28 protein-coding genes are annotated in these 26,384 nt (G+C 40.5%); 14 read left to right on the forward strand and 14 right to left on the reverse strand.

The features are described 5' to 3' along the window. Positions 1-383 precede the first annotated feature (383 nt). Positions 384-1,412 carry an outer membrane protein Omp38 gene (gene omp38, locus IEV36_RS04730; RefSeq protein ID WP_005259402.1) on the forward strand — a complete coding sequence of 343 codons (1,029 nt, stop codon included), beginning with the start codon at positions 384-386 and terminating at the stop codon, positions 1,410-1,412. Between the two features lie 126 nt (positions 1,413-1,538). Here the strand turns inward: omp38 and IEV36_RS04735 are convergent, their stop codons facing one another. From IEV36_RS04735 to IEV36_RS04755, 5 genes are all read right to left on the reverse strand, one after another. After that, positions 1,539-1,697: a hypothetical protein gene (locus IEV36_RS04735; RefSeq protein ID WP_005259400.1), complete on the reverse strand. Its 159-nt coding sequence runs from the start codon at positions 1,695-1,697 to the stop codon at positions 1,539-1,541. Between the two features lie 4 nt (positions 1,698-1,701). Continuing rightward, positions 1,702-2,907 (reverse strand): RtcB family protein, encoded by a 1,206-nt coding sequence (locus IEV36_RS04740; protein WP_005259391.1) that lies wholly within the window; start codon positions 2,905-2,907, stop codon positions 1,702-1,704. Between the two features lie 254 nt (positions 2,908-3,161). Continuing rightward, entirely contained in the window at positions 3,162-4,619 is a 1,458-nt protein-coding gene (locus IEV36_RS04745; protein ID WP_005259390.1) for an amino acid permease, read from the reverse strand. 18 nt (positions 4,620-4,637) lie between these two features. Next, positions 4,638-5,654, reverse strand: coding sequence for a methyltransferase (locus IEV36_RS04750; protein ID WP_005259389.1), 1,017 nt, complete (start codon positions 5,652-5,654; stop codon positions 4,638-4,640). A 62-nt stretch (positions 5,655-5,716) separates the two neighbouring features. Then, entirely contained in the window at positions 5,717-7,075 is a 1,359-nt protein-coding gene (locus IEV36_RS04755; RefSeq protein WP_032863969.1) for a uracil-xanthine permease family protein, read from the reverse strand. Between the two features lie 174 nt (positions 7,076-7,249). On the opposite strand from IEV36_RS04755, the gene typA reads away from it, so the two are divergent. The 3 genes from typA (at position 7,250) to IEV36_RS04770 (ending at position 10,213) form a co-directional block, all read left to right on the forward strand. Continuing rightward, positions 7,250-9,085 carry a translational GTPase TypA gene (typA, locus tag IEV36_RS04760; protein ID WP_004775386.1) on the forward strand — a complete coding sequence of 612 codons (1,836 nt, stop codon included), beginning with the start codon at positions 7,250-7,252 and terminating at the stop codon, positions 9,083-9,085. A gap of 244 nt (positions 9,086-9,329) precedes the next feature. Then, the gene (gene mscL, locus IEV36_RS04765) at positions 9,330-9,761 is read left to right on the forward strand and encodes a large conductance mechanosensitive channel protein MscL (protein ID WP_004775383.1); all 432 of its coding nucleotides are present in this window, start codon (positions 9,330-9,332) and stop codon (positions 9,759-9,761) included. 119 nt (positions 9,762-9,880) lie between these two features. Beyond that, positions 9,881-10,213 (forward strand): gamma-glutamylcyclotransferase family protein, encoded by a 333-nt coding sequence (locus tag IEV36_RS04770; RefSeq protein ID WP_005259382.1) that lies wholly within the window; start codon positions 9,881-9,883, stop codon positions 10,211-10,213. A 44-nt stretch (positions 10,214-10,257) separates the two neighbouring features. Here the strand turns inward: IEV36_RS04770 and IEV36_RS18770 are convergent, their stop codons facing one another. Beyond that, positions 10,258-10,548 (reverse strand): peptidylprolyl isomerase, encoded by a 291-nt coding sequence (locus tag IEV36_RS18770; RefSeq protein WP_004775379.1) that lies wholly within the window; start codon positions 10,546-10,548, stop codon positions 10,258-10,260. Between the two features lie 33 nt (positions 10,549-10,581). Next, the gene (gene mutM / locus IEV36_RS04775; RefSeq protein ID WP_004775378.1) at positions 10,582-11,403 is read right to left on the reverse strand and encodes a bifunctional DNA-formamidopyrimidine glycosylase/DNA-(apurinic or apyrimidinic site) lyase; all 822 of its coding nucleotides are present in this window, start codon (positions 11,401-11,403) and stop codon (positions 10,582-10,584) included. A gap of 205 nt (positions 11,404-11,608) precedes the next feature. Here mutM and IEV36_RS04780 point away from each other — a divergent pair, with 205 nt between their 5' ends. After that, entirely contained in the window at positions 11,609-13,738 is a 2,130-nt protein-coding gene (locus tag IEV36_RS04780; protein ID WP_005259381.1) for a TonB-dependent receptor domain-containing protein, read from the forward strand. A 44-nt stretch (positions 13,739-13,782) separates the two neighbouring features. Here the strand turns inward: IEV36_RS04780 and IEV36_RS04785 are convergent, their stop codons facing one another. From IEV36_RS04785 to ygfZ, 5 genes are all read right to left on the reverse strand, one after another. Next, on the reverse strand, positions 13,783-14,586 hold the full coding sequence (locus tag IEV36_RS04785; RefSeq protein ID WP_005259380.1) for a tetratricopeptide repeat protein: 804 nt from the start codon (positions 14,584-14,586) through the stop codon (positions 13,783-13,785). A 253-nt stretch (positions 14,587-14,839) separates the two neighbouring features. Continuing rightward, entirely contained in the window at positions 14,840-15,562 is a 723-nt protein-coding gene (locus IEV36_RS04790) for a DsbC family protein (protein ID WP_005259379.1), read from the reverse strand. A gap of 83 nt (positions 15,563-15,645) precedes the next feature. Beyond that, complete coding sequence (locus IEV36_RS04795; protein ID WP_005259378.1) at positions 15,646-15,966, reverse strand: low molecular weight protein tyrosine phosphatase family protein; 321 nt, start codon at positions 15,964-15,966, stop codon at positions 15,646-15,648. A 12-nt stretch (positions 15,967-15,978) separates the two neighbouring features. Next, positions 15,979-16,701, reverse strand: coding sequence for a DsbC family protein (locus IEV36_RS04800; RefSeq protein ID WP_005259377.1), 723 nt, complete (start codon positions 16,699-16,701; stop codon positions 15,979-15,981). A 143-nt stretch (positions 16,702-16,844) separates the two neighbouring features. Next, entirely contained in the window at positions 16,845-17,567 is a 723-nt protein-coding gene (ygfZ, locus tag IEV36_RS04805; RefSeq protein WP_005259375.1) for a CAF17-like 4Fe-4S cluster assembly/insertion protein YgfZ, read from the reverse strand. A gap of 187 nt (positions 17,568-17,754) precedes the next feature. Here ygfZ and IEV36_RS04810 point away from each other — a divergent pair, with 187 nt between their 5' ends. From IEV36_RS04810 to IEV36_RS04830, 5 genes are all read left to right on the forward strand, one after another. Then, the gene (locus tag IEV36_RS04810) at positions 17,755-18,201 is read left to right on the forward strand and encodes an SRPBCC family protein (protein ID WP_004775373.1); all 447 of its coding nucleotides are present in this window, start codon (positions 17,755-17,757) and stop codon (positions 18,199-18,201) included. A gap of 75 nt (positions 18,202-18,276) precedes the next feature. Beyond that, positions 18,277-18,615: a DUF2004 domain-containing protein gene (locus tag IEV36_RS04815; RefSeq protein WP_005259372.1), complete on the forward strand. Its 339-nt coding sequence runs from the start codon at positions 18,277-18,279 to the stop codon at positions 18,613-18,615. Positions 18,616-18,639: 24 nt separating this feature from the next. Beyond that, positions 18,640-18,996: a DUF488 domain-containing protein gene (locus tag IEV36_RS04820; protein WP_005259370.1), complete on the forward strand. Its 357-nt coding sequence runs from the start codon at positions 18,640-18,642 to the stop codon at positions 18,994-18,996. A gap of 52 nt (positions 18,997-19,048) precedes the next feature. Beyond that, entirely contained in the window at positions 19,049-19,393 is a 345-nt protein-coding gene (locus tag IEV36_RS04825) for a zinc ribbon domain-containing protein YjdM (RefSeq protein WP_005259368.1), read from the forward strand. A gap of 155 nt (positions 19,394-19,548) precedes the next feature. After that, positions 19,549-19,884: a YegP family protein gene (locus IEV36_RS04830; RefSeq protein ID WP_004775368.1), complete on the forward strand. Its 336-nt coding sequence runs from the start codon at positions 19,549-19,551 to the stop codon at positions 19,882-19,884. A 57-nt stretch (positions 19,885-19,941) separates the two neighbouring features. Here the strand turns inward: IEV36_RS04830 and IEV36_RS04835 are convergent, their stop codons facing one another. Together IEV36_RS04835 and IEV36_RS04840 are read right to left on the reverse strand one after the other, a co-directional pair. Next, positions 19,942-21,657, reverse strand: coding sequence for a proline--tRNA ligase (locus tag IEV36_RS04835; protein ID WP_005259366.1), 1,716 nt, complete (start codon positions 21,655-21,657; stop codon positions 19,942-19,944). 215 nt (positions 21,658-21,872) lie between these two features. Next, positions 21,873-22,517, reverse strand: a complete 645-nt coding sequence (locus tag IEV36_RS04840; protein WP_005259364.1) for a hypothetical protein — start codon at positions 22,515-22,517, stop codon at positions 21,873-21,875. A 278-nt stretch (positions 22,518-22,795) separates the two neighbouring features. On the opposite strand from IEV36_RS04840, the gene pilG reads away from it, so the two are divergent. From pilG to IEV36_RS04860, 4 genes are read left to right on the forward strand one after another with little or no spacing between them, the layout of a single operon-like run. Further along, complete coding sequence (pilG, locus tag IEV36_RS04845; RefSeq protein ID WP_004652356.1) at positions 22,796-23,179, forward strand: twitching motility response regulator PilG; 384 nt, start codon at positions 22,796-22,798, stop codon at positions 23,177-23,179. 20 nt (positions 23,180-23,199) lie between these two features. Further along, positions 23,200-23,562: a response regulator gene (locus tag IEV36_RS04850; RefSeq protein ID WP_004775365.1), complete on the forward strand. Its 363-nt coding sequence runs from the start codon at positions 23,200-23,202 to the stop codon at positions 23,560-23,562. Positions 23,563-23,606: 44 nt separating this feature from the next. After that, positions 23,607-24,143 carry a chemotaxis protein CheW gene (locus tag IEV36_RS04855; protein ID WP_004775363.1) on the forward strand — a complete coding sequence of 179 codons (537 nt, stop codon included), beginning with the start codon at positions 23,607-23,609 and terminating at the stop codon, positions 24,141-24,143. 47 nt (positions 24,144-24,190) lie between these two features. Continuing rightward, complete coding sequence (locus tag IEV36_RS04860) at positions 24,191-26,272, forward strand: methyl-accepting chemotaxis protein (protein ID WP_005259361.1); 2,082 nt, start codon at positions 24,191-24,193, stop codon at positions 26,270-26,272. Positions 26,273-26,384: the final 112 nt, after the last annotated feature.

Below are 26,384 nucleotides of genomic sequence, written 5' to 3' on the forward strand. Positions count from 1 at the left end.
ATGAGGTCTTATTGGTCAAGAAAATGGCTCATAATATTTAAAAGTACAACAAGATGGATTTAACTTCGTATGTTGTGTAGGAATTATTTAGCTTTATTGAAAAGATTTTGATAGCTTGTTAAAATTTTGATTAAAAAGTGATAAGCTCTCACAGCTTTGTTAGGTGTTGTTAAATTAGAATTTTCTAAGCTTTTTGAAGAGAAATAAATCGTTTTCAGTGGCTGCTGACTAAAATGTTATTAAATACTTGGAAAATTGATCAGGTATTTGTATGATTTAACATAAGGTGAATGACTGAAAAAGATACAACAAAACTATTTCTCAGCATTCAAAAGCTATTAGCGTTTAGAGAACAAACAATTTTTTGTTTTTGGAGGATATCCATGAAATTGAGTCGTATTGCACTTGCTATGCTTGTTGCTGCTCCTTTGGCTGCTGCGAATGCGGGCGTAACAGTAACTCCTTTAATGCTTGGTTATACAATGTTCGATACAGAACATAACAACCGTGGCGATAAAGGTCAATTAACTCCAGGTGCAGAACTTGATGACGATTTGTTTGTCGGTGCTGCATTAGGTGTTGAAATTACTCCTTGGTTAGGTGCTGAAGTTGAATATAGCCAGATTAAAGGCGACACAAGCACAAATAATGATTACAAAGGTCGTAACATTGCAGGTAATGCTTATGTTACCTCTGATTTGATTACTAAAAACTACGATAGCAAAATCAAGCCATACGTATTAGCGGGTGCTGGTCACTACAAATACGAAGGTGATGATATCTATGGCGGTAAGCAAGAAGGTACATTAGCTAATGCTGGTGGTGGTGTATTCTGGCGCTTAAATGATGCTTTATCTCTTCGTACAGAAGCTCGTGGTACTTATCACTTTGATGAGAAATTCTGGAACTATACAGCGCTTGCTGGCTTAAACGTAGTTCTTGGTGGCCACTTGAAACCTGCTGCTGCAGTAGTAGAAGTTGCTCCAGTTGAGCCAACTCCAGTTGCTCCACAGCCACAAGAGTTGACTGAAGACCTTAACATGGAACTTCGCGTATTCTTCGATACGAACAAGTCTGACATCAAGCCACAATACAAAACTGAAATTGCTAAAGTTGCAGAGAAGTTAGCTGAGTACCCGAATGCGACAGCTCGTATTGAAGGTCACACAGATAACACTGGTCCACGTAAGTTAAACGAACGTTTATCTTTAGCGCGTGCTAACTCTGTTAAATCTTCACTTGTAAATGAATACAATGTTGATGCATCTCGTTTGTCTACTCAAGGTTTTGCTTGGGACCAACCGGTTGCTGACAACAAAACTAAAGAAGGTCGTGCTATGAACCGTCGCGTATTCGCTGCGATCACTGGTAGCCGTACTGTTCTAGTACAACCAGGTCAACAAGCTCAATAATTTGAGTTTTTGAACTGAATAAAAAAGCGACTCGTCAGAGTCGCTTTTTTATTTGAGATATATACGTAATTAGACATTGGTAGCTCCTTTTTTCTGTTCATTTGTTTAATGCATTGAGTGGTTTATTTACCAGCTTTGTTTTTTTAGCTGTTGTTTAGCATTTTGTCTATCTCGGCGGTGCTGTGCTCTTGGTTTTTCAGTTTCATGAACTCCACCTTTATGTAGTAAAGGGGAGAGTGCAACAGGATTGCGTACTTTGATTTTGGGCATTTCTTTCAGTTTCATAGAATTAACCTTTAATACATAAAATTTGCTTGAGTGTGTGCACAATTTCGATCAAATCTGATTGGTTTGCCATAACTTGATCAATGTCTTTATATGCACTTGGAATTTCATCAATAACACCACTGTCTTTTCGGCATTCGATACCTTGCGTTTGCTGAATCAAGTCATCTTGGCTGAAAAGTAGTTTTGCTTTGCTGCGACTCATCTTTCGTCCTGCGCCATGTGAACATGAGCAGAAGGATTCGGGATTGGCCTTACCTCTAACGATAAAGGAACGTGCACCCATGGAACCAGGGATAATGCCTAATTCATCTAGGCCAGCACGAATGGCACCTTTTCGCGTAATCAGTAAGTCTTCACCATAATGGTTCTCTTGGCTGACATAGTTGTGATGGCAGTTAATTGCTTCTTTGGTCATCTGAAAGGGCGGTAGCAGTGGACGAATGGCTTCTAGAATCAGACGCATCATTTCACGTCTATTTTCAAAAGCGTATTCCTGCGCCCACTCAACTGCTTCCACATAATCATTAAAGCTATTTGAACCTTCCGCAAAATAGCTCAAATCTTTATCTGGTACATGTCCAAATCGATGTTGAGCCTCTTTCTTGGCAAGTTCGATGAAATAAGTGCCAATCACATTGCCTAAACCACGGCTGCCTGAATGCAGCATTACCCAGACATCCTGATTTTCATCAAGGCAGAGCTCAATAAAGTGATTACCACCTCCCAACGTACCAAGCTGTTTTTGCCAAGTCGCATCAAACTTCCTGAGCATGCGAACAAGACCCGGATGTTTATTAATGATGGGTTGTAAGCGTTTTTCAAGTGGAATAATCGTCGAGGCTTTTGCTTTAACCTGCTTGTGTAATTCAAAGCCTACGGGGACTTTACGTTCGATTACATGACGTAATGGTGTGAGATTGTCTGGAAGCTGTGAGGCTTTTAAATTGAGCCGTATCGCATTCATACCACAACCAATATCCACACCGACAGCGGCAGGGATGATTGCATTTTTAGTGGGGGTTACACTGCCTACAGTCGCGCCTTTACCCACATGTACATCAGGCATCACGGCAATATGTGAATAAACAAATTGCAGTTGTGCCATTTTTTTCAATTGTTCAATACTTTCGCTATCAATATCGTTTGTGAAGATTTTCACAGGAACGCCATATTCAGCATCAGCATTGAGTATTTTTTGTATGCCCATTTTCTTGTCTCGGGATATTTTAATTTTTCGTCCGAATAGGCATAAAAAAACCTAGCGAATGCCAGGTTAAATAAAGCATTCGGACAAGTGATCAATTGATTTGTACACTTGTCCGTGAGTCGACAGTGCCAAATCTTATCGTGTAGTTCCTGATTGTAATGGCATGCTGTCGTCCTCCTATTATGTGGTGCCGTTGAAAATATGAGCGAAATTTTACTCATATTTTCATTGGGGTCAAGTGAAAAGATTTTTTTTTATTCGCCTTCTTTCACATTCATATCTTTATAGGCAATCAGTTTGGTCTTGTGTTTCCACTTATAACCTAGCCAGATTGCCAAGAATAATGGAATGCTGATATAGGTTGAAACTAAACCTAACCAGTCAATTTTTCCACCAAGTAAAGCTTGGTAGTTTTGACCTAAAATAATGATTGAACAAAGAATAAATGCAAACCATGGGGCGAATGGGAAGAACTTGGCACGATAAGCCAGATCTTCAACTTTATAGCCTTGAGCAATATAACCTTTACGGAAACGGTAGTGTGAAATTGCAATCCCTAACCAGACAATGAAGCCACACATACCAGACATGTTAAGTAGCCAGTTAAAGACTTGTTTCTCACCAATAAAGGTGGTTAAGAAGCACAGCGCTGCAACTGCGGTCGTCGCATAAAGTGCATTCATTGGTACGCCACGGCCATCCAGTCTTGAGAACCACTTCGGTGCACGACCTTCTTTTGCCATATCAAATAGCATACGGGTAGAAGAGTACATGCCTGAGTTACCCGCAGACAGAATTGCGCTGAGAATCACTGCATTCATTAAACTGGCTGCAAAGGCGAAACCTGCTTTTTCATACAATAAAGTGAATGGTGAAAGGGCAATATCTTCGCTTTGAGCTGCTTTTAACAACAGTGGATCATCATAGCTGACTAATGTACCGATGATGAAAATACAAAGGATATAGAACAGTAGAATACGCCAGAAGATTTGCTTGATTGCCAATGGAATGGTCTTTTTCGGATCTTTCGATTCACCTGCTGCAACCCCGACCATTTCGGTGCCCTGAAAGGAGAATCCGGCAATCATGGCCACACCAATCAGTGCTTGGAACCCACCAACAAAAGGGGCTTCCTTATACGTCCAGTGCTGAAATACCGATACATTAGGTGTCATCATGATTTTAGCAATCATCCAGATACCAATGACAATAAACACAATAATGGCAACGACCTTGATCAACGAGAATAAGAATTCACTTTCACCAAATCCTTTGACTGTTAGAGCGTTAATTCCAAAAATAATGGCAAGGAAGATGGCGCTCCAGTAGAACCCTGGGATATCAGGAAACCAGAACTTCATAATGAATTGTACTGCAACCAGTTCGAAAGCCACAGTAATAGCCCAGTTGTACCAGTAGTTCCAACCTAAGGCGAAACCAAAGCCATCTTCGACATAACGGCTGCCATAGGTAAAGAATGCACCAGACGTTGGATTATGCGTCGCTAATTCGCCTAAACTGGTCATCAAGAAATAAATCATGATACCGATCAGGGCATAAGCCAATAACGCACCACCAGGACCTGCATTGGCAATGGTTGAACCTGAAGCGAGGAATAAGCCTGTGCCGATCGATCCACCAATGGCAATCATGTTCAGGTGACGTGCCCCGAGCTTACGCTGTAGGTGTTGAGGAGCAGATGTATCGCTCATAAAAATTCCTTAAAATGTTTATTTTGCACAGGCATATAACACCTTGAATCCTTGTTGATCAGCTTTCACCATACATTGACCAAAACTTTGTTCAATGAGAGGGGGATAGTTCAGAAAACGGTTTGCCACGATCCATAATTCACCTGAATTTTTCAGATGTACACTCGCAAGTTGGCAAAGTTCTTCACTTGCATCGTAATTGGTATGAATCCCCTGATGAAAAGGTGGATTGCTTACGATCGCATCCAGATCTTTGGGCGCATCTCTAAAACCTGTAACTGGTTGTAGAGTTAACTGATTGAGATCCAGATTATTTTTCTGAAATGTCAGTTCAGTTGAACGTAAAGCAAATGCATCAACATCAAGTGCAAAAATTTGCTGGTTCTGATTTAGCTTGGCTAAATAAGCGCTAATAATTCCAGCACCACAACCAAAGTCGGCAATCTTACCTGATTTTACTTGACTAAGGTAAGGGACTAATACCGCTGTTCCGACATCTAAATGATCCTGACTAAAGACACCCGGCAGGGCACAGACCTTTAATTGATCCTGATCTATTTGAACTGTATAGCTTTTTAACCAATGTTCAAGTGGTTTCAACTGCTCAGTTTTTTCGATCTTCATTTGCCAAAATTGGCAGTGACGTGCGCTATCTAGCTTTAGCGTTTTACCATAAGGCTGTAGTTGTTTTGCTGCTCGTTCTACGCCGCCTTTCTTTTCACCGACGAGAAAAACATTTTGCCCAAGTTTGAGATGGCTCACCACAACATGCAGAATATAATTCAATAACTCTTTTGATTTAGGGACAAAAATTACGACCTGATCAAAGCTGGCTTGCGGAAACTCAACGGAAAAATGTGAGTGAATGCCAGAATTTTGAAAACCTTGATGATCAGCATAATTCCAAGTCCAAACCGATGCCTGAACCTGATCTGGTAAATTTTTTGCGAGCTGATCATTAGGCGCATTAATCAGTAAGACGTGCCCATTTAAATAATCTTGCTGTCTGATGACAACTTCACTACGTGGATCCATTTTGATCTCTCATCAAAAACAAAGCCCAGTCGTGAAACTGGGCACTTGAAGTTGTTTGTGAATTACTTATGTGTTTCAGGTAAAACAATATTTAAAATCAAGGCTGCAATACCGCCTGTTGCCACGCCTGAGCTAAAAATATTTTTAAATAACTCTGGCAAGTGCTCAAGGATTTGAGGAACTTGAGCAACACCGAGGCCGAGAGCAAGTGAAATGGCAATAATCAGCAAGGCACGACGATCAAGATGAATACTTGAAAGAATGTTGATACCAGAAGCAGCAACTGCGCCGAACATGACCATCACAGCGCCACCTAGTACCGCTTGAGGTACGGCTTGAATCACGGCAGCAACAGCAGGGAATAAGCCCAGAATGATCAGTAATACCGCAATCCAGATTCCTACATAGCGACTTGCGACACCTGTAAGTTGAATCACGCCATTATTTTGTGCAAACACTGAACTTGGGAAGGTATTGAAGATTCCGGCCAAGAATGAGTTTGCACCATTGACCAGTACACCACCTTTGATTCGTTGCATCCAGACAGGACCGTCAACAGGCTGATTAGAAATTTTACTGGTTGCGGTTACATCACCGATCGCTTCAAGGGATGTCACCAAATAAATAAATGCCATCGGAATGAACAAGCTCCAAGAGAAACTCAATCCAAAATGCATTGGTGTAGGAATTTGAACTAAAGGTGCATCTTGTAGCACAGCAAAGTTTAAATGTCCCATGAAGCCTGCAAGGATATAACCGATCACTAAAGCAATGAGAATGGCTGAACTTTTAACCCAGATAATTCGAATACGGTTAAGAAGGATGATAATGGCCAGCACAGTACATGACATGATCAGGTTATCGGCATTGGCAAAAGTATTGTCCTGCATTGCAGTATAACCACCGCCCATGCTGATCAGACCTTCTTTAATTAAGGTTAAACCAATCAGAAGTACAACAATGCCTGTCACCAATGGTGTAATCAGCTTTTTCACCCATGGTAAAATTCGAGAAACGCCCATTTCAATGAATGAACCAGCAATGACGACACCAAAAATGGCAGCCATCACTTGTTCAACTGGGGTGCCTGCCGCAACCATTGCGCTACCAATACCGATGATCGGGCCAATAAAATTAAAGCTTGTGCCCTGAACAATTAAAAGTCCTGCACCAAATGGGCCAACTTTTTTACATTGTAAGAATGTTGCGATACCCGAGATGATCAATGACATGGAAAGGATCATGTTGGTGTCTTCGCGAGAGACGCCAAGTGCCAGACAAATCAATAATCCAGGGGTGACAATCGGGACTAAAATCGCCAAAAGATGCTGTAAAGCGGCTAAAAATGCAACAAAAGGTTTCGGTCGGTCATTGAGTCCGTAGACCAGATCAAGCTGCTGCTGAGGTTGTGAATTCGACATGGGAGTATAAAAAGCGAGAGGCATTAGCCCAATATTCTAATAGAGTTAGCTCGCTTTACCAACGATTCAATGACACTTCGTCAGAAAAAAAGTGCACTGTCAATAAACTGTCACTACTAAAGTGTAGTATTTTTCTGTATAATTTGCCCTCAAATTTAAAGCGTATCGAATTACATGTCAGATATTAAAACTCTCCGTAACATTGCCATTATTGCGCACGTCGATCATGGTAAGACGACTTTAGTCGACAAACTTTTACAACAATCAGGTGCTCTTGGTGATCGCGCAGGCGAGATTGAACGTGTTATGGATTCTAACGCGCTTGAGTCTGAACGTGGTATTACCATTCTTGCAAAAAACACTGCAATCAAATGGTTAGATGCACGTACAAACACCGAATATCGCATTAACATCGTGGACACCCCGGGACACGCCGACTTCGGTGGTGAAGTGGAACGTGTAATGTCGATGGTTGACTGTGTATTACTTCTTGTTGACTCTCAAGAAGGTCCAATGCCACAAACTCGTTTCGTAACGCAAAAAGCGTTCGCGCGTGGTTTGAAACCAATCGTAATTATCAACAAAGTTGACAAGCCAAGCGCGCGTCCAGACTGGGTTATTGATCAAGTTTTTGATTTGTTTGATAATCTTGGTGGTAGTGACGAACAGTTAGACTTCCCAGTTGTCTATGCTTCTGGTCTTCGTGGTGTTGCAGGTCCTTCACCAGAAGAATTAGCGGAAGATATGACTCCGTTGTTCCAAACAATCGTAGATATCGTTGAACCACCAGCAGTTGATGTTGATGGTCCATTCCAAATGCAGATTTCATCACTTGACTATAACAGTTTCGTAGGTGTTATCGGTGTTGGTCGTATTCAACGTGGTTCTGTAAAATTAAATACACCTGTTACTGTTATCGATAAAGATGGCAATACACGTAACGGCCGTATCTTAAAAATCATGGGTTACCATGGTTTAGAGCGTGTTGATGTTGAATCAGCTTCAGCTGGCGACATTATCTGTATTACTGGTATTGATGCATTAAACATTTCTGACACGATTTGTGATCCTAAAAATGTTGAAGCATTACCAGCATTGTCTGTAGATGAACCGACTGTATCGATGACTTTCCAAGTAAACAACTCACCGTTTGCTGGTAAAGAAGGTAAATTCGTTACTTCACGTAACATCCGTGAACGTCTTGACCGTGAATTGATTCACAACGTAGCACTTCGTGTTGAAGATACTGACAGCCCAGACCGTTTCAAGGTTTCAGGCCGTGGTGAACTTCACCTTTCAGTTTTAATTGAAAACATGCGTCGTGAAGGCTTCGAAATGGGCGTATCACGTCCACAAGTAATCATGAAAGAAATCGATGGCGAGAAACAAGAGCCATACGAAAATGTAACTTTTGACGTTGAAGAACAGCATCAAGGTTCTGTAATGGAACAAATGGGCTTCCGTAAAGGCGAGATGACCAATATGGAAGTTGACGGTAAAGGCCGTATCCGTATTGAAGCAACTGTACCTTCACGTGGCTTGATTGGTTTCCGTTCTGAATTCTTAACCATGACTTCAGGTACAGGGATCATGACATCAAGCTTCTCGCACTACGGTCCAGCAAAAGCAGGTACTGTTGCGAAACGTCAAAATGGTGTGTTGATTTCTATGGTTCAAGGTACTTGCTTGGGCTATGCATTATTCACACTTCAAGACCGTGGTCGTTTATTCGCTAAGCCACAGTTAGAAGTGTACGAAGGTATGATCATTGGTATTAACTCGCGTTCTGACGATATGGTTGTAAACCCAACCAAAGCGAAGCAGTTAACTAACGTTCGTGCATCAGGTACTGATGAAGCTTTAACTTTAACACCTGCAATGGAATACACGCTTGAACAAGCGCTTGAATTCATTCAGGATGATGAGTTAGTTGAAGTAACACCAAAATCGATTCGTATCCGTAAGCGTTACTTAACTGAAAACGAACGTAAACGTAATCGTGATAAATAATTTTTCTTCGTGAAAAATGCAAAAACCGCTAAATTTATTTAGCGGTTTTTTTATACCTTTAAATTCATTGGGATGAGTTCTATAAGTTCATCTTTTTATTGGGATAAAATATGTTGTTAAAGTGTGAAATGACTTTCTTTTTTCCATAAAAATATTAAATTATCTTCATTATGATGAATAACTGCGTCTGTGTAATAAACAATGCAAAAACAGGCTGCGATCAAGTTCAACTCTGGAGAGTGATATGAGTATTATTAAAGAATTTAAAGAGTTTGCCATCAAAGGCAATATGATGGATTTAGCGATTGGTGTCATCATTGGTGGTGCTTTCGGTAAAATCATTGACTCATTGGTAAAAGATATTGTGATGCCAGTGATTTCATGGATCTTGGGTGGTGAAGTGGACTACACCAACTGGTTCCTGATCTTGGGCGATAACCCAACCAACATTACAACACTCAAAGCGGCACAAGATGCTGGATTGAACGTATTTGCATATGGTAACTTCTTAACCATCTTGATTAACTTCCTGCTATTGGCTTGGGTCGTATTCTTGTTGGTGAAAGTGATGAACCGTATTCGTAAGCAAGAAGAAGCGGCGCCTGAACCAGAAGCAACACCAGAAGATGTTCAATTGTTGCGTGAAATTCGTGATGAATTGAAAAAGCAAGGCTGATCACTCAGCTTATGAAAAAACGGTATCTTAGATGCCGTTTTTTATTGTCGGCAAAATAGATAGGGGGAGATGCACATTTTCATTTTAAAATACGGTGCAGATTAAAAAGGGGAAGATTGATGAATAGATTATTTGTATATGGCACTTTATGTCCAAATCGCGAAAATGCACATATTTTAGGGGAGATTGGGGGAGACTGGCAGCCTGCTATGGTACATGGAACCATTCATATCCTTGACTGGGGGCCAGATCAAGGTTTGCCTGCAATCGTTTTAAACCCGAATGACCCTTTGGTTGAAGGCTATTTGTTTAGTACTGAAAAACTAGAACAGAACTGGCAAATGCTGGATGATTTTGAAGGCCTGCAATATCAAAGAGTACAAACTCAAGTCCAGTTAGCAACAGGTGAAACCATTACCGCATGGACTTATGTCATGAAAGAACAAGAGTAGTCGGAAATGAGGTGAGCTTCACGGCCTCATTAAGCTCGATTTGCTTACCTTAAATTTCCCATACGGAATTTAACTTCCAATAGATGAAAACCAAACTGGCTTTTTACAGGGCCATGTAAAACCCGTTCTGCTGCAGTAAATACCAATTTATCAATAACAGGAACCAACTGACCCTTTCTCACTTCACCGAGCTCGCCACCACGTTTGGCAGAGTTGCAGGTAGAATATTGCTTGGCAATTTTGGCAAAATCAGCGCCTGACTGAATGCGTTTTTTTAGCTGTTCAGCCAAATCTTTATCTTTTACGAGGATATGTCGAACAATTGCAGTTTGCATAAAGTTGTTCTCCTTCAATACATCTTAAATCGTTTAAGTTTTCTTTCGCTTTAAAGGCTGGCATTGTGGGCAGAATACACTGGCACGTTGACCTAACTTCAAGTTTTCCAATGTGGTCTCGCAATTAACGCACATTTCTCCAGCACGACCATAAGCGAGGAGGGTTTGTTGGAAATATCCGTTTTCACCCATCGCATTACTGTAATCACGTAAAGTTGAACCACCTAACTCAATGGCTTGTTTTAAGATGCGTTTCACTTCAATCACCAGCTTTTCCACTTGTACCTTACTTAAGGTAGACGCTGGTTGTGCTGGATGCACGCCAATATTGAACAGGCTTTCAGTTGCATAAATATTGCCAACACCAACCACCACATGGTTATCCATTAAAGCAATTTTAATGCCGACATTTTTTTTACTGAGCTTTTCACGCAGATAATTGGCATTGAAATCTTCACTCAGAGGTTCTGGACCTAGTGTATCAATCAGCTTGCTTTGATTATCTGGATCGAGCCAAAGAATACAACCAAAACGCCGTGGATCATGATAACGGAGCTGTTGATCTTCAAAGTCAATGATGAGGTGATCGTGCTTTCTCAATTCATCATTCGGCTGACACAGGCGGAAACTACCTGACATACCTAAATGCCAAAGCATTTGATCTTGTTCAAATTCGGCCAGAATATATTTGGAACGACGCTTAAGCGCTGTTAAACGTTGCCCCACCAATTTTTCCAGATCATTGGGGATGGGCCAGCGTAAGCTCGAATTAAAGACTTGAACAGCTTGAACGCGTTGCTCTAGTAGCGGGAGTAAACTGGTTTTGGTAGTTTCAACTTCAGGAAGTTCGGGCATGGTGTACTCAAGTTGTTTCAACAACAATACAATGAGGGCAAATGTTTGACTTACAATTATGCAGGTATTTAATTTTATTTGCTAATCTAGGCCAATCTTAATCTTGACCGTTGTAGCAAGGGTTAAATATGTAAGATAAATATAAAATAATCATAATCTTACTTTTAAACTCCGCTTTTTATTTTTTGAGAAATAAGGAATCTTCATGCCTTCATTGAAAATTAACCTCCTCTATGGTTGCGTAGCCATGTGCATGGGGGCAGGTAGCTCTTTTACATGGGCAGCTGAATCTGATTCAGAGTCAACGGTGCAACTTCCGACAATTAAAGTTGAAGCAACACGTACAGATACCACTTATATGGAAACGCCTGCATCAATTTTTAGAGTCGATATGCCTAAAAATGATCAATCAGCGCAGGTCAATTTAACCGAAGTTGTTAAAGGTATTCCAAGCGTTCAGTTACGTAACCGTGAAAATTATGCTCAAGATTTGCAGCTCTCGATGCGTGGTTTTGGTGCACGTTCAACATTTGGTGTGCGCGGAATTCGTTTATATACCGATGGTATTCCAGCAACGATGCCAGATGGTCAAGGTCAAACCTCAAATATTGATTTGGGGAGCTTGAGCCATCTTGAAGTTTTAACGGGGCCATTTTCATCGCTGTATGGTAACTCATCGGGTGGGGCGATTTTGGCGACAACTCGAGAGGGGCAGGGTAAAGACTCTATTGAGATGAGTTATGCGGGTGGCAGTCATAATAAAAATCGTGCAGGTATCGTGTTACAGGGTGGCGCTAAAAACCAGAATGAACCGAGCTATATCGTCAGCTCCTCTTATTTCGATACCGATGGCTATCGTGACCATAGTGGCGCAAATAAAGTTTTAAGCAATGCCAAGCTGACGTGGAACTTGGATGATGGTAGTAAGATCAACTGGGTCACGAACTATGTCAAGATTGATGCAGATGATCCAGGCGGTTTAACCCGTGCTGATTGGGAAAAGAATCCCAAACAGGTTGCTAAAAATGTTCTGGATTACAATGCTCGCAAAACAATTGATCAAACTCAGACAGGTTTGACTTGGTCAAAACCACTTAATGATCAAAATGAACTGTATGCGATGACTTATATTGGGCAACGTCAGGTAACACAATACCAGTCAATTCCAGATACGGTACAGAAGAATCCAAACACACCCTATCAAGCTGGTGGCGTGATTGATTTTAAGCGTGATTATTATGGTGCTGATTTCCGCTGGACAGGAAAAGATTTATTACCGAATACCCAATTCAGTGCGGGTGTAGCGATCGATGCAATGAACGAAGATCGACAAGGCTATCAAAACTTTAATGATGCGGGTGATAAAGGTATAAAAGGTGCTGTGCGCCGTGATGAACGCAATACCTTGTGGAATGTAGATCCTTATCTACAAGCATCTTGGTCTTTTTTACCAACCATGCGTTTAGATACAGGGGTACGTTATAGCAATGTACATTACAAGTCGAAAGATCATTATATCGTTGGTTTGAACGGCGATAATAGTGGTAAGACAACATACGAAGAGGTATTACCTTCAGTTGCATTAAGCTGGCAAATCATCCCTGAGGTTCTGGCTTACGCGAGTTATGCCAAAGGTTTTGAAACACCGACCTTTACTGAAATGGCTTATCCTGCACAAGGTGGCGCAAGTACGCTCGATTTAAAACCATCGAAAAGTGATAACTATGAACTCGGTTTAAAATCTTCAAATACGCTGGGTGATTTTAACTTGGCGACCTTCTATATCGAAACCAAAGATGACATTGTGGCAGCCGAAAGCATGGGTGGCCGTGCGACATTCCGCAATGCAGATAAAACCCTACGTAAAGGTGTTGAATTTGCATGGAATAAGAAGCTTTGGAAAGACTTAGCAGTGAATGCGAGCTATGCATATTTAGATGCAACTTTTGATTCGAAAGTGCCTGCGATTGGGAAAGTTGCAGAAATTCCTGAAGGTAATGCAATTCCTGGAATCGCTAAGAATCAAGCCTTTATTGGCTTAGCGTGGCAGCCAGAGCAAGGTTTCTATGCGGGACTTGATACCCAGTTTATGGATAAGGTCTATGTCAATGATATCAATAGTGATGCTGCTGCAAGCTATACTGTGGCATCGATCTATACGGGTTATGCATGGAAACATGCTGATTGGGGCATTAATGGCTTTGCGCGCGTAGATAACCTGTTCGATAAAAACTATGCTGGTTCTGTGATTGTCAACGAAGGAAGCAGCCGTTTCTTTGAACCTGCCGATGGTCGTAACTGGAGTGCGGGAATTAAAGTCAGCAAGCAATTCTAAGTTACATGCAGCAGCACTTGCATAGTGAAGTGCTGCTGCATAAATTATTTTTTAGGTGTCTGAGCTGCCGCAGCTTTTTTCGCAGCAATCGCTTCATCAACTTTAGCTAAAGACTCTTTTGCATTCGGATAATTCTGCTTAGCTAAGCCACTGAAAATTGATCTGGATTCCTCCAGATTTTGTGTAACAATCCCGCCATTCGCTAGCATATTTCCTAATACCATTAGAGAAGGTGCATATCCTTTTTTCGCTAAATCCTTGAGCGTTTCAACTGACTGTTGCTGCATAAATGGGTTTTTGTTCTTTACCCCCAAGCTTAAATCATAAATCGCTTTTAAATGCACAGCTGGGTAATAGTTCTTTCTTAACAACGGTAATAGTTTTTGCACAGCCATCTGGTCGTATTCGGGCTTACCTTGTCTGAATAATATATTTGCAGATTCAACAATCGCTTCTTCTGAACCTTGATTCGAAGCTTTATCCAAATACTCTTTATATTTCTGATCGCTTTTTGCGACACTTAGATCACCTGTGTGATAGAGCTGGGCAAGCGTGAAACTGGCTTTGCCATAGCCCTTGTTGGAGGCATCCTGATAGTATTGCAAAGCTTTTCTATCGTCCTTACTTGTTCCTTGTCCCATCTGGTGCATATAACCAAGGTTATAAATCGCTTGGGTATTTCCTGTATCTGCTAGACGGTGCATTTCCTGAAAGGCAGCATTGTAGTCTTTTGCTTCATAGAGTTGAGTGGCTTTTGCAAACACATCAGTGGCAGCATTTTTACTGTCAGCGGCGAAGGCAGTATGGCTTGCAAGGGTGATTAAACTCGCAATGAGCAATTTTTTCATCTTTATTTTTCCTTTCTCATGTTGATCTGCTTTCATCCTTTGCATAGCAGAACTCAATATGCTGTTCTCATCATAAAAGCTTGCGGCAAAATGTAAATAAGGAATTTGTATAAATCTTGGCAGGAGAAAAAGTGAGTTTTGATCTTTTTATTTTTATAATTTATTTAAAATCAAATGAATATAATTGATTTTTTAGAGAACGACTTGCGACTCCTTGCTGGCAAAAGAGTCAACAAGCCTGCATATTTTATCTTTATTTCTTGCTGCTAGCTTCTTGTAAAAGCTGTTCAATCTGCTCAGCATTTTGCGGGCTACCTGAGAGTCTCATTCCATTTTGCAGGAATAATGTGGGTGTTCCATCAATTTGCAGCTTCTGTCCTAAGGCTAAATTTTTCTGTATAGGTGTCTCGCATTGTGTCGCACTTTTTGGTGCTTTGCGATGCAACATATAATCTTCCCAAGCCTCATATTGATTTTTAGCGCACCAGATTTTATTGGCAACAGCTTCAGCTTTAGGGTGTAAATTTTTAAGTGGGAACAAGAATAAATAGACGGTGATATTGTCTATTGAGGTCATATTCTGCTCGAGCTTTTGGCAGTAAGGGCAATCAGGATCACTAAACACATAGAGCGTACGTTCGCCTTTACCTTTTACATATTTAATCGCCTGATCAAGAGGGAGTTGCTGAACATCAATCTTGCTTAATTCGGCTAAGCGATCTTCGGTCAGATTCTTTTTGTTTTGTACATCGAGTAAATTACCGAAAAAAAGATATTTGGCTGTTTCATCGGTATAGATAATTTTACCTGCTGCATAAACTTCATAAATCCCCGGTAATGGTGAGGCATTTACTGATTTGACAGGAATCTCTGGATAATTTTTTTTGAAGTTTTGTTCAAGCGTTTTACTGTCCGCATGGACTGTTTGTAAACCGATCAGACTCAAGGTGAGTGCTGAAAGTAGTGTTTTGATCATTATTTCCATTAGAAATCAGTTGAGTTGAGGATAGATGAACAATACCGCTCATTTCTATTTTCGACAAGAACGCGGTTTCAACTTTATTTTAAATAGGGCTGTAATGCTAAATGTAGTAATTCAATTAGTTCAGGATCCATATATTGATAGTCGTCAGGGATGTCGAGGACAAAGACTTTTTTATGTAGTAGTTGTTTTGAGAACTTTTCTTTAATTTGTTGCTTATGGCGGGATTCCATCACAAAAATTTGATCAGCCCAAGCAATGTCTCTGGATGAAATAGTATGTTTAGCGTGGCGGCTGGTTCCTGCTGAACGGGTATGTAGACCATACCCTTGAGCGAAAATACGTTCAGCTGTTGGACTGCGCCATTGATTACGACTGCAAATGAAGAGGGTGTTCAAATAAGTACCTAATTAATGATCAGTATTATTAATAAAATTTTCTAAGCCTTCTAGTTCAGGTACACCAACAATTCTATGCCCTTGTGAATTAAATATTGTAGGTGTTAGATTAATTCGATATTTTTTTGTAATTTCCATATTTTGATCTATGGGTTGATGACATGAATTTTCTCTTTTATTCGGTTTGTTCCCATCTAATAAATATGCTTTCCATGCTTTGATAGAATCTTTTGAACACCAAATATTCTTTGATGTTTCAATTGCGTTAGGATGTAAATGAGCTAATCCCATTGGGAACGTATAAATCGTTATATTGTTAACATCTTCAAGAACACCTTGTAATGCTTGACAAGCAGGGCAGTCGGGATCTGCAAATACATATAAAATTCTTTTACCATTTCCTTTAACCTCTTTTAATGCATTGGCTGTAGGGAGTTGCTTTGGATTGATTGCATAATGTTTTTGATAATTATAGTCAGCTATGTTCTGCATATTCTCAAGATCAATAACATCCCCATAAATTAAATATCGACCTGAAGCATCGATTAATACAGAACCTCTCATATTTGAAAGTGTATATAGGTTAGGAATAGGTGTCTTATCTATAAATTCTGGTTTTAAGTTGCTTGGTAGGCTTTTGATTCTTTGATTAATTTGTTCTGTATTTGCGAAAATAGGTTGTGAACCCAATATCGTTGCTATTGTCATAATATACAGTGATTTAAATTTATACACGGATCTTCCCCCACGGGAAAAGTAAAATGAGCATATTTGTTTTAAATAAATATATACTGATTTTTTTAAGATAATTTAATTTTCTTTATATGATTTGATTCATAAGTTAAAAGCCCCCCTACGAGGGCTTTTATGTCACTTTATTATTGTGGTCTTGCCACATCACCATTCAATGCTTCAGGCAAGTCCAAAACAGTCACGCCAAGTTCTGACAGTGCAGCAGGTTTGGCAATCACAAGCGCTAGATAGCCATCTTCAAATGCGATGCTATTGACCACTTCAACATCTTTGCTCAGTTGGGTGGCAGGTGCTGGCACATCCGCTTGAGCCTGTATGAGGTGTAACCAGTGTTTTGGTTTTGCTTTAAACCAAAGACGTGCCACGATTTCTTGACCTAGGTAACAGCCTTTATCGAAATGGACACCATCACGTTGATGCAGGCGTAATTCTTGTGGTTGGAACAAGTGTTCAGTACTTTGCTGAATCCATGCTTGTCCAGATTGAATCGCTTGAATTTGCCAAGCATTGATATCTGTTTCTGTTGAAGAAAAATCGGTTTGAATACCATTGACTGTTGGGAAAACCGAGCCTGTTTCTTCTAATTTCATTTTGGAAAAAGCACCAAACTTTTTAATATGCTTGGCAAACTCTTCGGCTTGGTCTTGAGTGGTCACTAACTCAAAACTTTCTGGATTGAGTTTTTTAATCCATAGACCAAAATGAATACGACCTTTTAAATCACAAATAGCAGTATAGCGACTTTCATTTTCTGGTAAGCGTTCAACATGAATGGTGACTTGGCCTTGTAAAAATTTTTGCGCATCTACACCATTTAAGCTAAAAGCAGTAAAAGCAAGTTGACTCATAGATCAATCCTAAGCTGCATTCTGATCACTAAAATATGGACTGTTATTTTGCGCCATTTTTCACAAAAAAGCAGCTTTAGATTCTCGATAATCGTGTTCAAATGAAAGATCAGTGGCATAGCATTCACATGCCAAGTCGCTATGATAAATCGACCAAACACAATGATTGTGATATGGGAGAACAATAATGACTGGAACAGTAAAACTACATCGAGTATTAAGTGCGCCCCCTGCGCGTGTTTTTAAAGCCTTTCTTGATCCTGATGCGCTGGTAAAATGGCTACCACCGCATGGATTTACCGCAAAAGTTCACCATCTAGATCCACAGGAAGGTGGAACTTATAAAATGTCATTTACCAATTTTTCGACAGGACGTAGCCATTCATTTGGTGGGAAATATATTAAAATTGTCCCGAATGAGTTGCTGCGTTATACAGATAGATTTGATGATCCAAATTTGCCTGGTGATATTCAGGTCACGATTGAGTTAAAAGCCGTTGCTGTAGGTACTGAGGTGCATATTACGCAAGCTGGTATCCCAGATGTGATTCCTGTGGAAGCCTGTTATCTGGGGTGGCAAGAATCCTTGTATTTATTAGGCTTGTTGGTTCAAGCGGATATACCTGACGAATAAAGACTTTCGTTAAGTAAAATCGGTTGAGTGAGAAAAACAAAAATATTTGATGAATAAATTAAATTGGGGAACCAAATGTCTGAACAAGCAATTGTTAAAGGACGAGAGCAGGTTGCGCGTGTTGCAATGCGGGCTGCTTTAGAAAATCAGCAAGCAGAAGATAGTGTGGAGTTGTTTATCCAGCATCATCTTGAAGAAATTGAGCCTGATTATTGGAAAAAATATTGTGGAAGTGCTGTACCTACACCGTTACAGGTTTTGGATTTATTGGTGCTGGCCGACCCATGGGAAAGTGATGAGATAGATAGCCGTGAAATGTTGGATTTCACTTTGCCTGATGAGATTACCCAATATGTGATTTGTGTCAGCTTTGATGCGAAAGGTCAGGTGATTGATATTTCAATGGAAAGCTAAGCAGAAGTCTAACAGGAGAGTAATGTGCTGATTGCAATTAAACGTATTTATGATCCTGTTGCAGCAACTGACGGTCAGCGTGTTCTGGTTGATCGGTTGTGGCCCCGAGGGATTTCCAAAGAGCGTGCACAGCTGGATTTATGGCTTAAGGACATTGCGCCTTCCACTGAATTAAGAAAGGCGTTTTGTCATAAAGCTGAGCATTGGTTAACTTTTCAGGAAGGTTATTATCAGGAGCTCGAAGGCAATCCACATGTAAACGAACTCAGACAGATGGCAGAACATGAACAGTTAACTTTGATTTATGCGGCTAAAGATCCTGAGTTAAATCATGCGCTGGTCTTAAAGAATTATTTGCTTGGGAAGGACATTCAGCCTTAAAGTTTTGAAAAAAGGCGTCTATCCCTCATAATAGCCTTTTTGAGATTTTTTTATGTCTTTTCCAAATTGCCCACAATGCCAATCAGAATATACTTATCAAGATGGCGATTTATTGATTTGCCCAGAGTGCTCACATGAGTGGAAAGAAGGCGAGAGTCAGGCTATTGAAGTACAAGACATTATTAAAGATGCAAATGGCAATGTTTTAGCAGATGGGGATAGCGTCACTGTTATCAAAGATTTGAAAATTAAAGGTTCATCATCTGTTGTTAAAGTGGGGACCAAAGTAAAAAGTATTCGTTTGGTGCCAGATGCAAGCGATGGTCATAACATTGATTGTAAAATTGATGGCGTCGGTGCAATGAAACTGAAGTCTGAGTTTGTGAAAAAAGTTTAATTAAATAGACTTGGAAAGGAGCATATAAATGCTCCTTTTTATTCATTACATAAATTACCAAAAGCGAACAAAATTTAATCTTCTTAAACGGCAATTGCTGATCTATATTGGATGAGATAACAATCAAAATGTAACTCCAATAAATAGAGGTCCTTATGGCAGGATGGTTCGAAGTAAGTCAGGCAAGCGATGGGCAATACCGTTTTGTACTCAAAGCAGGAAATGGTGAGCCAGTTTTAAATAGTGAATTATATAAGACCAAAGCAGCGGCAATGAATGGCATTGCATCTGTTCAGAAAAATAGTCCAGATGATGCCCGTTATGAGCGTTTAACTTCAAAAAATGACAAGCCTTATTTTAATTTAAAAGCAGCGAATCATCAGGTGATTGGTACCAGTCAGCTTTACGCGAGTGAGCAGTCACGTGATAAGGGCATTGAATCTGTCAAAAATAATGGCCCATCTGAAACAGTAAAAGATTTAACCGTGTAATTAAGCCATAAAAAAAGCCGTTTAAATTAAACGGCTTTTTTACATCTGTTGGTCAGATTAACGGACAAGTTTTGCCATTAATTCTTCTTTATTCAGATTGCTTGCTTCTGCATCGCGACGGCCTTTGTATTCGAAAGTGCCTGCATCCAGACCTTTTTCACCAATCACGATACGATGTGGAATCCCCATCAATTCAAGATCAGAGAATTTCACCCCCGGACGTTCATTACGGTCATCCAGTAATACGTCGTAGCCTTGTGCTTGCAGTTCTGCATAAAGCGCTTCAGCTGCTTCGAGTGTACGCGGTGACTTGTGTGCATTCATTGGTACGATTGCCACTTCAAAAGGTGCAATCGCTTGTGGCCAGATAATACCTTTGTCATCGAAGTTTTGTTCAATAGCAGCAGCCACTACGCGTGTTACACCAATTCCATAACAACCCATTGTCACGGTTAATGGCTTACCATCTTCACCTAATACTTTACAGTTTAAGGCTTCTGAATATTTGGTTCCTAACTGGAAGATATGGCCGACTTCAATACCGCGTTTGATTTGAAGTGTGCCTTTACCATCTGGAGATGGATCGCCTTCGACGACATTACGTAAGTCGAATACTTCTGTGAATTTGGCATCACGATCCCAGTTTACACCCGTCGCATGTTTGTCCACTTCATTGGCACCAGCAACAAAGTCAGCCAATACCGATGCTGCACGATCTACGATAACGGTTAAGCCTTTTTCAACCAGACCTTGTGGACCACAGAAGCCAGCAGTCAAACCATGTTCTTGTAACTGTGCTTCAGTTGCAAAAGTCAAAGGTGCAGCAATTAACGGATGTTTTTCAGCTTTAATATCATTCAGCTCATGGTCACCACGTAAGAACAGGGCAACCACTGGTGTATTGCCTTTTTCATCCGTTGGGCCTTGTACCAATAATGCTTTGACCGATTGTTTTGCATCTGCATTCAGAAATTGGCACACATCAGCAATGGTTTTCTGATTTGGTGTGTCGACAAGCGTATAAGCTTGAGTCGCGGCAGCACGTTCGCCCACTAGAACCGCTTCAGCCATTTCAACATTGGCTGCATAATCAGATTCAGTTGAGAATGCGATATCGTCTTCACCACTGGCTGCAAGTACATGGAACTCATGTGAAGCTGAACCACCGATTGAACCTGTATCTGCCTGTACTGGGCGGAAATCCAGACCTAAGCGGGTAAAGATACGGCTATAGGTGTCATACATCACATCATAGGTTTCTTGCAATGATGCCTGATCTGTATGGAATGAATACGCATCTTTCATGATGAATTCACGAGAGCGCATCACCCCAAAACGTGGACGAATTTCGTCACGGAATTTGGTTTGGATCTGATAAAAATTCAGTGGTAATTGCTTATAACTTTTTAGCTCATTACGTGCCAAATCGGTAATCACTTCTTCGTGGGTTGGACCCAATACGAATGGATTATCATGACGATCTTTAAAACGTAATAATTCTGGGCCGTATTGTTCAAAACGACCAGACTCTTCCCAAAGCGCAGCAGGTTGCGTTACAGGCATAAAGACTTCTAATGCACCTGAACGGTTCATTTCTTCGCGCACAATCGCATCTACTTTCTTTAAAACGCGCGTTCCCATGGGCAACCAAGAGTATAAGCCTGAAGCTAATTTACGAATCATCCCCGCACGTAACATGAGCTGGTGTGAAATGACCTCAGCATCATTTGGGGTTTCTCTTAACGTTGCAAATAAAAAGCGGCTTGCGCGCATGGAAACTGTCCTAAAGTTAAGTGTTATTTAAAAGATGCTACAACAAGGAGCAAAAATAATAGGCTCACTTTGAGCTGTTGGCATTATGACATGAATCATTCAATTTAGCGCAGTATAAACCACTGCAATGTATTTAAATGTTGAAAATGTAGAGTCATTTAGATGAGATAAAAGCAGAATTGGCACTGTAATTTCTTACTTTTAATGGCTGTGTTTTATTCCAGTGTCTTTAAACGGCTAATGATATCTGCGTATTCAATTTCTGTTTTATGGTAGGCATTGCGCAGGCTTTCAACGGTTTTTTTGACGTTCTCAATATTCTTGGCATTATTTTCCAGATTGCTTTTTAATTGGGCTGGCAGCATTTCACCTTTACGATGGTAATCCATTTCCTGACGCTTAAAAGCAATTTTGTCTTTTTGCAGTTGCTGCAATTGCTCCTGTTGATAATTCAGCTGCTTCTTTAAATTCGCTAAAATCTGATCACGTTTGGCGGTGGCGATCTGGGTATTGCCATAAGCGCGTTTTAATCTTAGATCCTGTTCCCGACGACGGGCAACAGATTCACGTTGAGCAGATTGTTGCGCATCAGCGGTCGCGTTATAAGGTCGATTGCGCTTAATCACCTGCATATTGCGGTCAAGCGCTTCATAACCATAACGGATGTGTTCAGGGGTGACTGAGGTGCTGACATTGGCAACGCCGTTCTTGTCATAATAGCGGTACCAAGTGGCTTTGGTGGGTTCCACTACGGCAAAAGTTGAACTTGCAACAAAAAATAGAAAAAATGAGCAGATGTAAGTACGCGTAATCGTTGTAAAGTGACGAATGCGGAAACCGCACTTTAACGAACCAGCCATTACATTCCCCGAAAAAAGTTAATTAAATCACTTATTTTTAAATAATAATCAGTTGTATATTAGTGCTAATTTATACATTTAAAAATACTTATTAGGCAAAAAAATTAGGAATTTAATTAAAAGTGTGATCTGCTTAGGATTGTTTAGAGAAACTGATAGGTTGGTTCAAAAAACTTCATTGATAATGCAAGTAAAGATATGTTAAAAATATCAACTGATCTGTATAAAACAAATTAAACCAACCATAATTTGTATTGAGTATTGGGGCAGGACAATAAATGGAAGATAAATTTCAAAATTTAAAGGTGATGGTGATTGACGATTCTAAAACGATTCGTCGTACAGCTGAAACGTTATTGCAACGTGAAGGCTGTGAAGTCATTACTGCGGTTGATGGCTTTGAAGCATTATCAAAAATTGCAGAAGCTAATCCGGATATCGTTTTTGTTGACATCATGATGCCTCGTTTAGACGGATACCAAACCTGCGCATTAATTAAAAACTCTCTAAATTATCAAAATATTCCAGTCATTATGTTGTCAAGCAAAGACGGTTTGTTTGATCAGGCGAAAGGCCGTGTCGTGGGTTCGGATGAGTATTTAACTAAGCCATTCAGTAAAGATGAGTTGTTAAACGCGATTCGCAACCACGTTAGCGCATAAAATTAAAGATTGAGGAAAAAATGGCTCGCATACTTATTGTAGATGATTCACCTACTGAAACTTTTCGCTTTAGAGAAATATTAACAAAGCACGGTTATGACGTAATTGAAGCAACCAATGGCGCAGATGGGGTGACCTTGGCACAAGCAGAATTACCTGATTTAGTGCTTATGGATGTGGTTATGCCAGGGATGAATGGCTTTCAGGCAACCCGTCAAATCAGCAAAGGTAAAGACACACAGCATATTCCTGTTGTGATTGTCAGTACCAAAGATCAGGCAACTGACCGTGTTTGGGGTAAACGTCAGGGTGCTTGTGACTATTTGACCAAGCCTGTAGATGAACAACAACTTATTGATGTGATTAAACAATTATTAAGTTAATTCGCTCAATGTGAGCCTTCTCATTATTCAATACGGGATAGGGTATGGCAGCAAATGGATTTATCGAGTTGCTTCGTTTATCCAAGCGAGGCAATAAACAATATACTTCAACTCAAAATGAAACGAACCGTTGGTCGGGCATTGCATTTGAGATGTTGGGGCAATATTTTGTTGCGCCATTGGGGGAAATTTCTGAGGTAATTTATCCTCCGAAATATACACCAGTACCAAATACTCAGGCGTGGGTACGTGGTTTGGCAAATATTCGTGGAAGACTGCTTTCGGTTTCTGATTTAACACATTTTATTTCAGGGCAAAGAAGCCAGTTTTCTCCGACGCAAAAAGTGATTTGTATTAGCCATCAAGATCATTATGTGGGGTTGGTCGTTGATCAGGTTTTGGGGATTCAGCACTTTAATAAAAAGAGTTTTTTCTCTCAAAATAATGATCTGGATAATAAGTTAAAAGACTATTGCCAAGGTCATTTCCACCAACATAATCAACAATGGCATGTGTTCTTATTGAGCCGATTATTAAAAAATCCTCAATACATGAATGCATCAATAAAATTTATAAACTAATTTAATACGCTACGGAAGATAAAGGCGTATTTCGGGGAGAAGCTGACATGGGCTTTAAACTTAAAAAAAAGAATGGTAGTGATAGTGCGGGGCTGAAAAAGGGTGGAGCGTTTCTCGATAATATACGAACGCAACTCGATCAGTTCTCTCGTTTATTCGGTGAAACTGAGAAATCAAAACCGATTATCTATCGTGCTTTAATTGCTTTGGCCCTTGCAGTCATCCTCTTAATCTACTTGTTCGTTAGTGTACCGCGTTCAAACCAGTTAACCCGTAGTCTGGGTGAATTGCGTTTGTTATCGCAAACCATTTCACGTCAGGCGACAGAAGCGACAGCTTCGGGTAAACCTGAAGAGATGAAAAAGCTGGTTGAATCTGAAAAGCAATTTACTGAAAACCTTGAAACGGTTGAAAGTGTTTATGGTAAAGGCTCTGATGAATACAAGAAGGTGAATGAGCTTTGGGGCGGAATCTCTAAGAATATTGACCTGATTGCATCACAACAGAAAGTCATTAACCAGCTTTACGATACCAACATTGCGATTAGCGATACCATCCCTGAGATTCAGGCTGAATATAACCTGATGGTTGACCAGATGGTACGTGAAAACATGCCGAGTAGTCAGGTAATTATCACCAAGAACCAAGTGTTTATTGCTGAACGTATTTTACGTTCGATCAACTCGGTATTGGTTGGTACAGATAATTCTAGTGTTTCTGCAAATGACTTCGGTGCCGATATTGATACCTTTGGTGTGTATTTAAATGCACAGTTAAATGGTAGTTCTGAACTGGGTGTAGACCGTATTAGTTCAGCTGCTTTACGTGAGTCTGTAGACAGCATTAAATCTGACTATGACGCCGTATTGAAATCAGCAGCGGCAACGGTATTGCAAAACGCGAACCAGATCGTGCGTGTACGTCAGGCATCTTCGCAAATCTTCTCTCAATCTGATGCGCTGTTGAACTCTTTGAATGCGTTATCAAATAAAGCTGAGGGTGGTTGGGGCAATGTTATTGCAGGTATCGTGCTGATCGGTGCTTTAGGCTTGCTGGTTTTCTCTGCACTACAATTACTTGCTTTACGTAGTAACACCGATAAAGAGCGTGTAACCCGTTTACAAGACGAATATGACCGTAACCAGAATGCGATTTTACGTTTACTTGATGAAATCGCAGACTTGGCAGATGGTGACTTACGTTCTTATGCGACAGTATCTGAGGACTTTACAGGCGCAATTGCCGATTCGATTAACTTTGCGATCGATCAGTTACGTGACCTTGTCTCGCGAATCACGGATACTTCTCAAGAAGTTGCTCGCTATACCCAAGATACCCAGAACATTACCAACCAGTTAGCCGAAGCTTCTGAACATCAGGCGCAAGAAATTGCGGGTGCATCCGCGGCAATGAATGAAATGGCATTGTCCATTGACCAAGTATCTGCCAACGCATCTGAATCTGCTGACGTAGCACAACGTTCGGTACAGATTGCAACCAATGGTGCGCAAGTCGTAAACCGTTCGATTGAGGGTATGGATCATATTCGTGAACAGATTCAGGAAACTTCAAAACGTATTAAGCGTTTGGGTGAATCTTCTCAAGAGATTGGTAACATCGTCTCGTTGATTAACGATATTGCCGACCAAACTAACATTCTGGCATTAAATGCAGCAATTCAGGCGTCGATGGCTGGTGAAGCAGGCCGTGGTTTCGCGGTCGTAGCCGATGAAGTACAGCGTCTTGCAGAACGTTCTGCATCAGCAACCAAACAGATTGAAAGTCTGGTTAAAACCATTCAAACGGATACCAACGAAGCTGTAATCTCAATGGAACAAACCACTTCTGAGGTTGTACGTGGTGCGAATCTGGCAAAAGATGCGGGTATTGCACTGGATGAGATTCAAACAGTATCGGGTGACTTGGCGAAACTGATTGCAAGCATTTCGGATGCAGCAAAACTTCAGTCTGCTTCTGCAAGTCATATTGCAACCACGATGAATGTTGTACAGGAAATTACGTCACAAACGACAACAGCAACGTTTGATACAGCACGCTCAGTTTCTGAGTTGGCAAATATGGCTGAATCGTTACGTGAATCAGTAACTGACTTTAAGTTACCTGAGTAAAACGAATTGGAAAGGCAGATGGGGGTGTCTGTCTTTCCATTTTAGATGTGTTGGATATCTCAACAAGGTGATGGCGAAGTGGAACTACATCTTGTGTGATAGATAGACGTAA

This window comes from Acinetobacter vivianii (assembly GCF_014635885.1).
GTDB classification, from domain to species: domain Bacteria; phylum Pseudomonadota; class Gammaproteobacteria; order Pseudomonadales; family Moraxellaceae; genus Acinetobacter; species Acinetobacter vivianii.

What these genes read in the sequence shown, in the direction of transcription:
- omp38 (WP_005259402.1), top strand. Translation starts at nt 384, where the DNA reads ATGAAATTGAGTCGTATTGCACTTGCTATGCTTGTTGCTGCTCCTTTG.
- IEV36_RS04735 (WP_005259400.1), bottom strand. Translation starts at nt 1,697, where the DNA reads ATGAAACTGAAAGAAATGCCCAAAATCAAAGTACGCAATCCTGTTGCA.
- IEV36_RS04740 (WP_005259391.1), bottom strand. Translation starts at nt 2,907, where the DNA reads ATGGGCATACAAAAAATACTCAATGCTGATGCTGAATATGGCGTTCCT.
- IEV36_RS04745 (WP_005259390.1), bottom strand. Translation starts at nt 4,619, where the DNA reads ATGAGCGATACATCTGCTCCTCAACACCTACAGCGTAAGCTCGGGGCA.
- IEV36_RS04750 (WP_005259389.1), bottom strand. Translation starts at nt 5,654, where the DNA reads ATGGATCCACGTAGTGAAGTTGTCATCAGACAGCAAGATTATTTAAAT.
- IEV36_RS04755 (WP_032863969.1), bottom strand. Translation starts at nt 7,075, where the DNA reads ATGTCGAATTCACAACCTCAGCAGCAGCTTGATCTGGTCTACGGACTC.
- typA (WP_004775386.1), top strand. Translation starts at nt 7,250, where the DNA reads ATGTCAGATATTAAAACTCTCCGTAACATTGCCATTATTGCGCACGTC.
- mscL (WP_004775383.1), top strand. Translation starts at nt 9,330, where the DNA reads ATGAGTATTATTAAAGAATTTAAAGAGTTTGCCATCAAAGGCAATATG.
- IEV36_RS04770 (WP_005259382.1), top strand. Translation starts at nt 9,881, where the DNA reads ATGAATAGATTATTTGTATATGGCACTTTATGTCCAAATCGCGAAAAT.
- IEV36_RS18770 (WP_004775379.1), bottom strand. Translation starts at nt 10,548, where the DNA reads ATGCAAACTGCAATTGTTCGACATATCCTCGTAAAAGATAAAGATTTG.
- mutM (WP_004775378.1), bottom strand. Translation starts at nt 11,403, where the DNA reads ATGCCCGAACTTCCTGAAGTTGAAACTACCAAAACCAGTTTACTCCCG.
- IEV36_RS04780 (WP_005259381.1), top strand. Translation starts at nt 11,609, where the DNA reads ATGCCTTCATTGAAAATTAACCTCCTCTATGGTTGCGTAGCCATGTGC.
- IEV36_RS04785 (WP_005259380.1), bottom strand. Translation starts at nt 14,586, where the DNA reads ATGAAAAAATTGCTCATTGCGAGTTTAATCACCCTTGCAAGCCATACT.
- IEV36_RS04790 (WP_005259379.1), bottom strand. Translation starts at nt 15,562, where the DNA reads ATGATCAAAACACTACTTTCAGCACTCACCTTGAGTCTGATCGGTTTA.
- ygfZ (WP_005259375.1), bottom strand. Translation starts at nt 17,567, where the DNA reads ATGAGTCAACTTGCTTTTACTGCTTTTAGCTTAAATGGTGTAGATGCG.
- IEV36_RS04810 (WP_004775373.1), top strand. Translation starts at nt 17,755, where the DNA reads ATGACTGGAACAGTAAAACTACATCGAGTATTAAGTGCGCCCCCTGCG.
- IEV36_RS04815 (WP_005259372.1), top strand. Translation starts at nt 18,277, where the DNA reads ATGTCTGAACAAGCAATTGTTAAAGGACGAGAGCAGGTTGCGCGTGTT.
- IEV36_RS04825 (WP_005259368.1), top strand. Translation starts at nt 19,049, where the DNA reads ATGTCTTTTCCAAATTGCCCACAATGCCAATCAGAATATACTTATCAA.
- IEV36_RS04830 (WP_004775368.1), top strand. Translation starts at nt 19,549, where the DNA reads ATGGCAGGATGGTTCGAAGTAAGTCAGGCAAGCGATGGGCAATACCGT.
- IEV36_RS04835 (WP_005259366.1), bottom strand. Translation starts at nt 21,657, where the DNA reads ATGCGCGCAAGCCGCTTTTTATTTGCAACGTTAAGAGAAACCCCAAAT.
- IEV36_RS04840 (WP_005259364.1), bottom strand. Translation starts at nt 22,517, where the DNA reads ATGGCTGGTTCGTTAAAGTGCGGTTTCCGCATTCGTCACTTTACAACG.
- pilG (WP_004652356.1), top strand. Translation starts at nt 22,796, where the DNA reads ATGGAAGATAAATTTCAAAATTTAAAGGTGATGGTGATTGACGATTCT.
- IEV36_RS04850 (WP_004775365.1), top strand. Translation starts at nt 23,200, where the DNA reads ATGGCTCGCATACTTATTGTAGATGATTCACCTACTGAAACTTTTCGC.
- IEV36_RS04855 (WP_004775363.1), top strand. Translation starts at nt 23,607, where the DNA reads ATGGCAGCAAATGGATTTATCGAGTTGCTTCGTTTATCCAAGCGAGGC.
- IEV36_RS04860 (WP_005259361.1), top strand. Translation starts at nt 24,191, where the DNA reads ATGGGCTTTAAACTTAAAAAAAAGAATGGTAGTGATAGTGCGGGGCTG.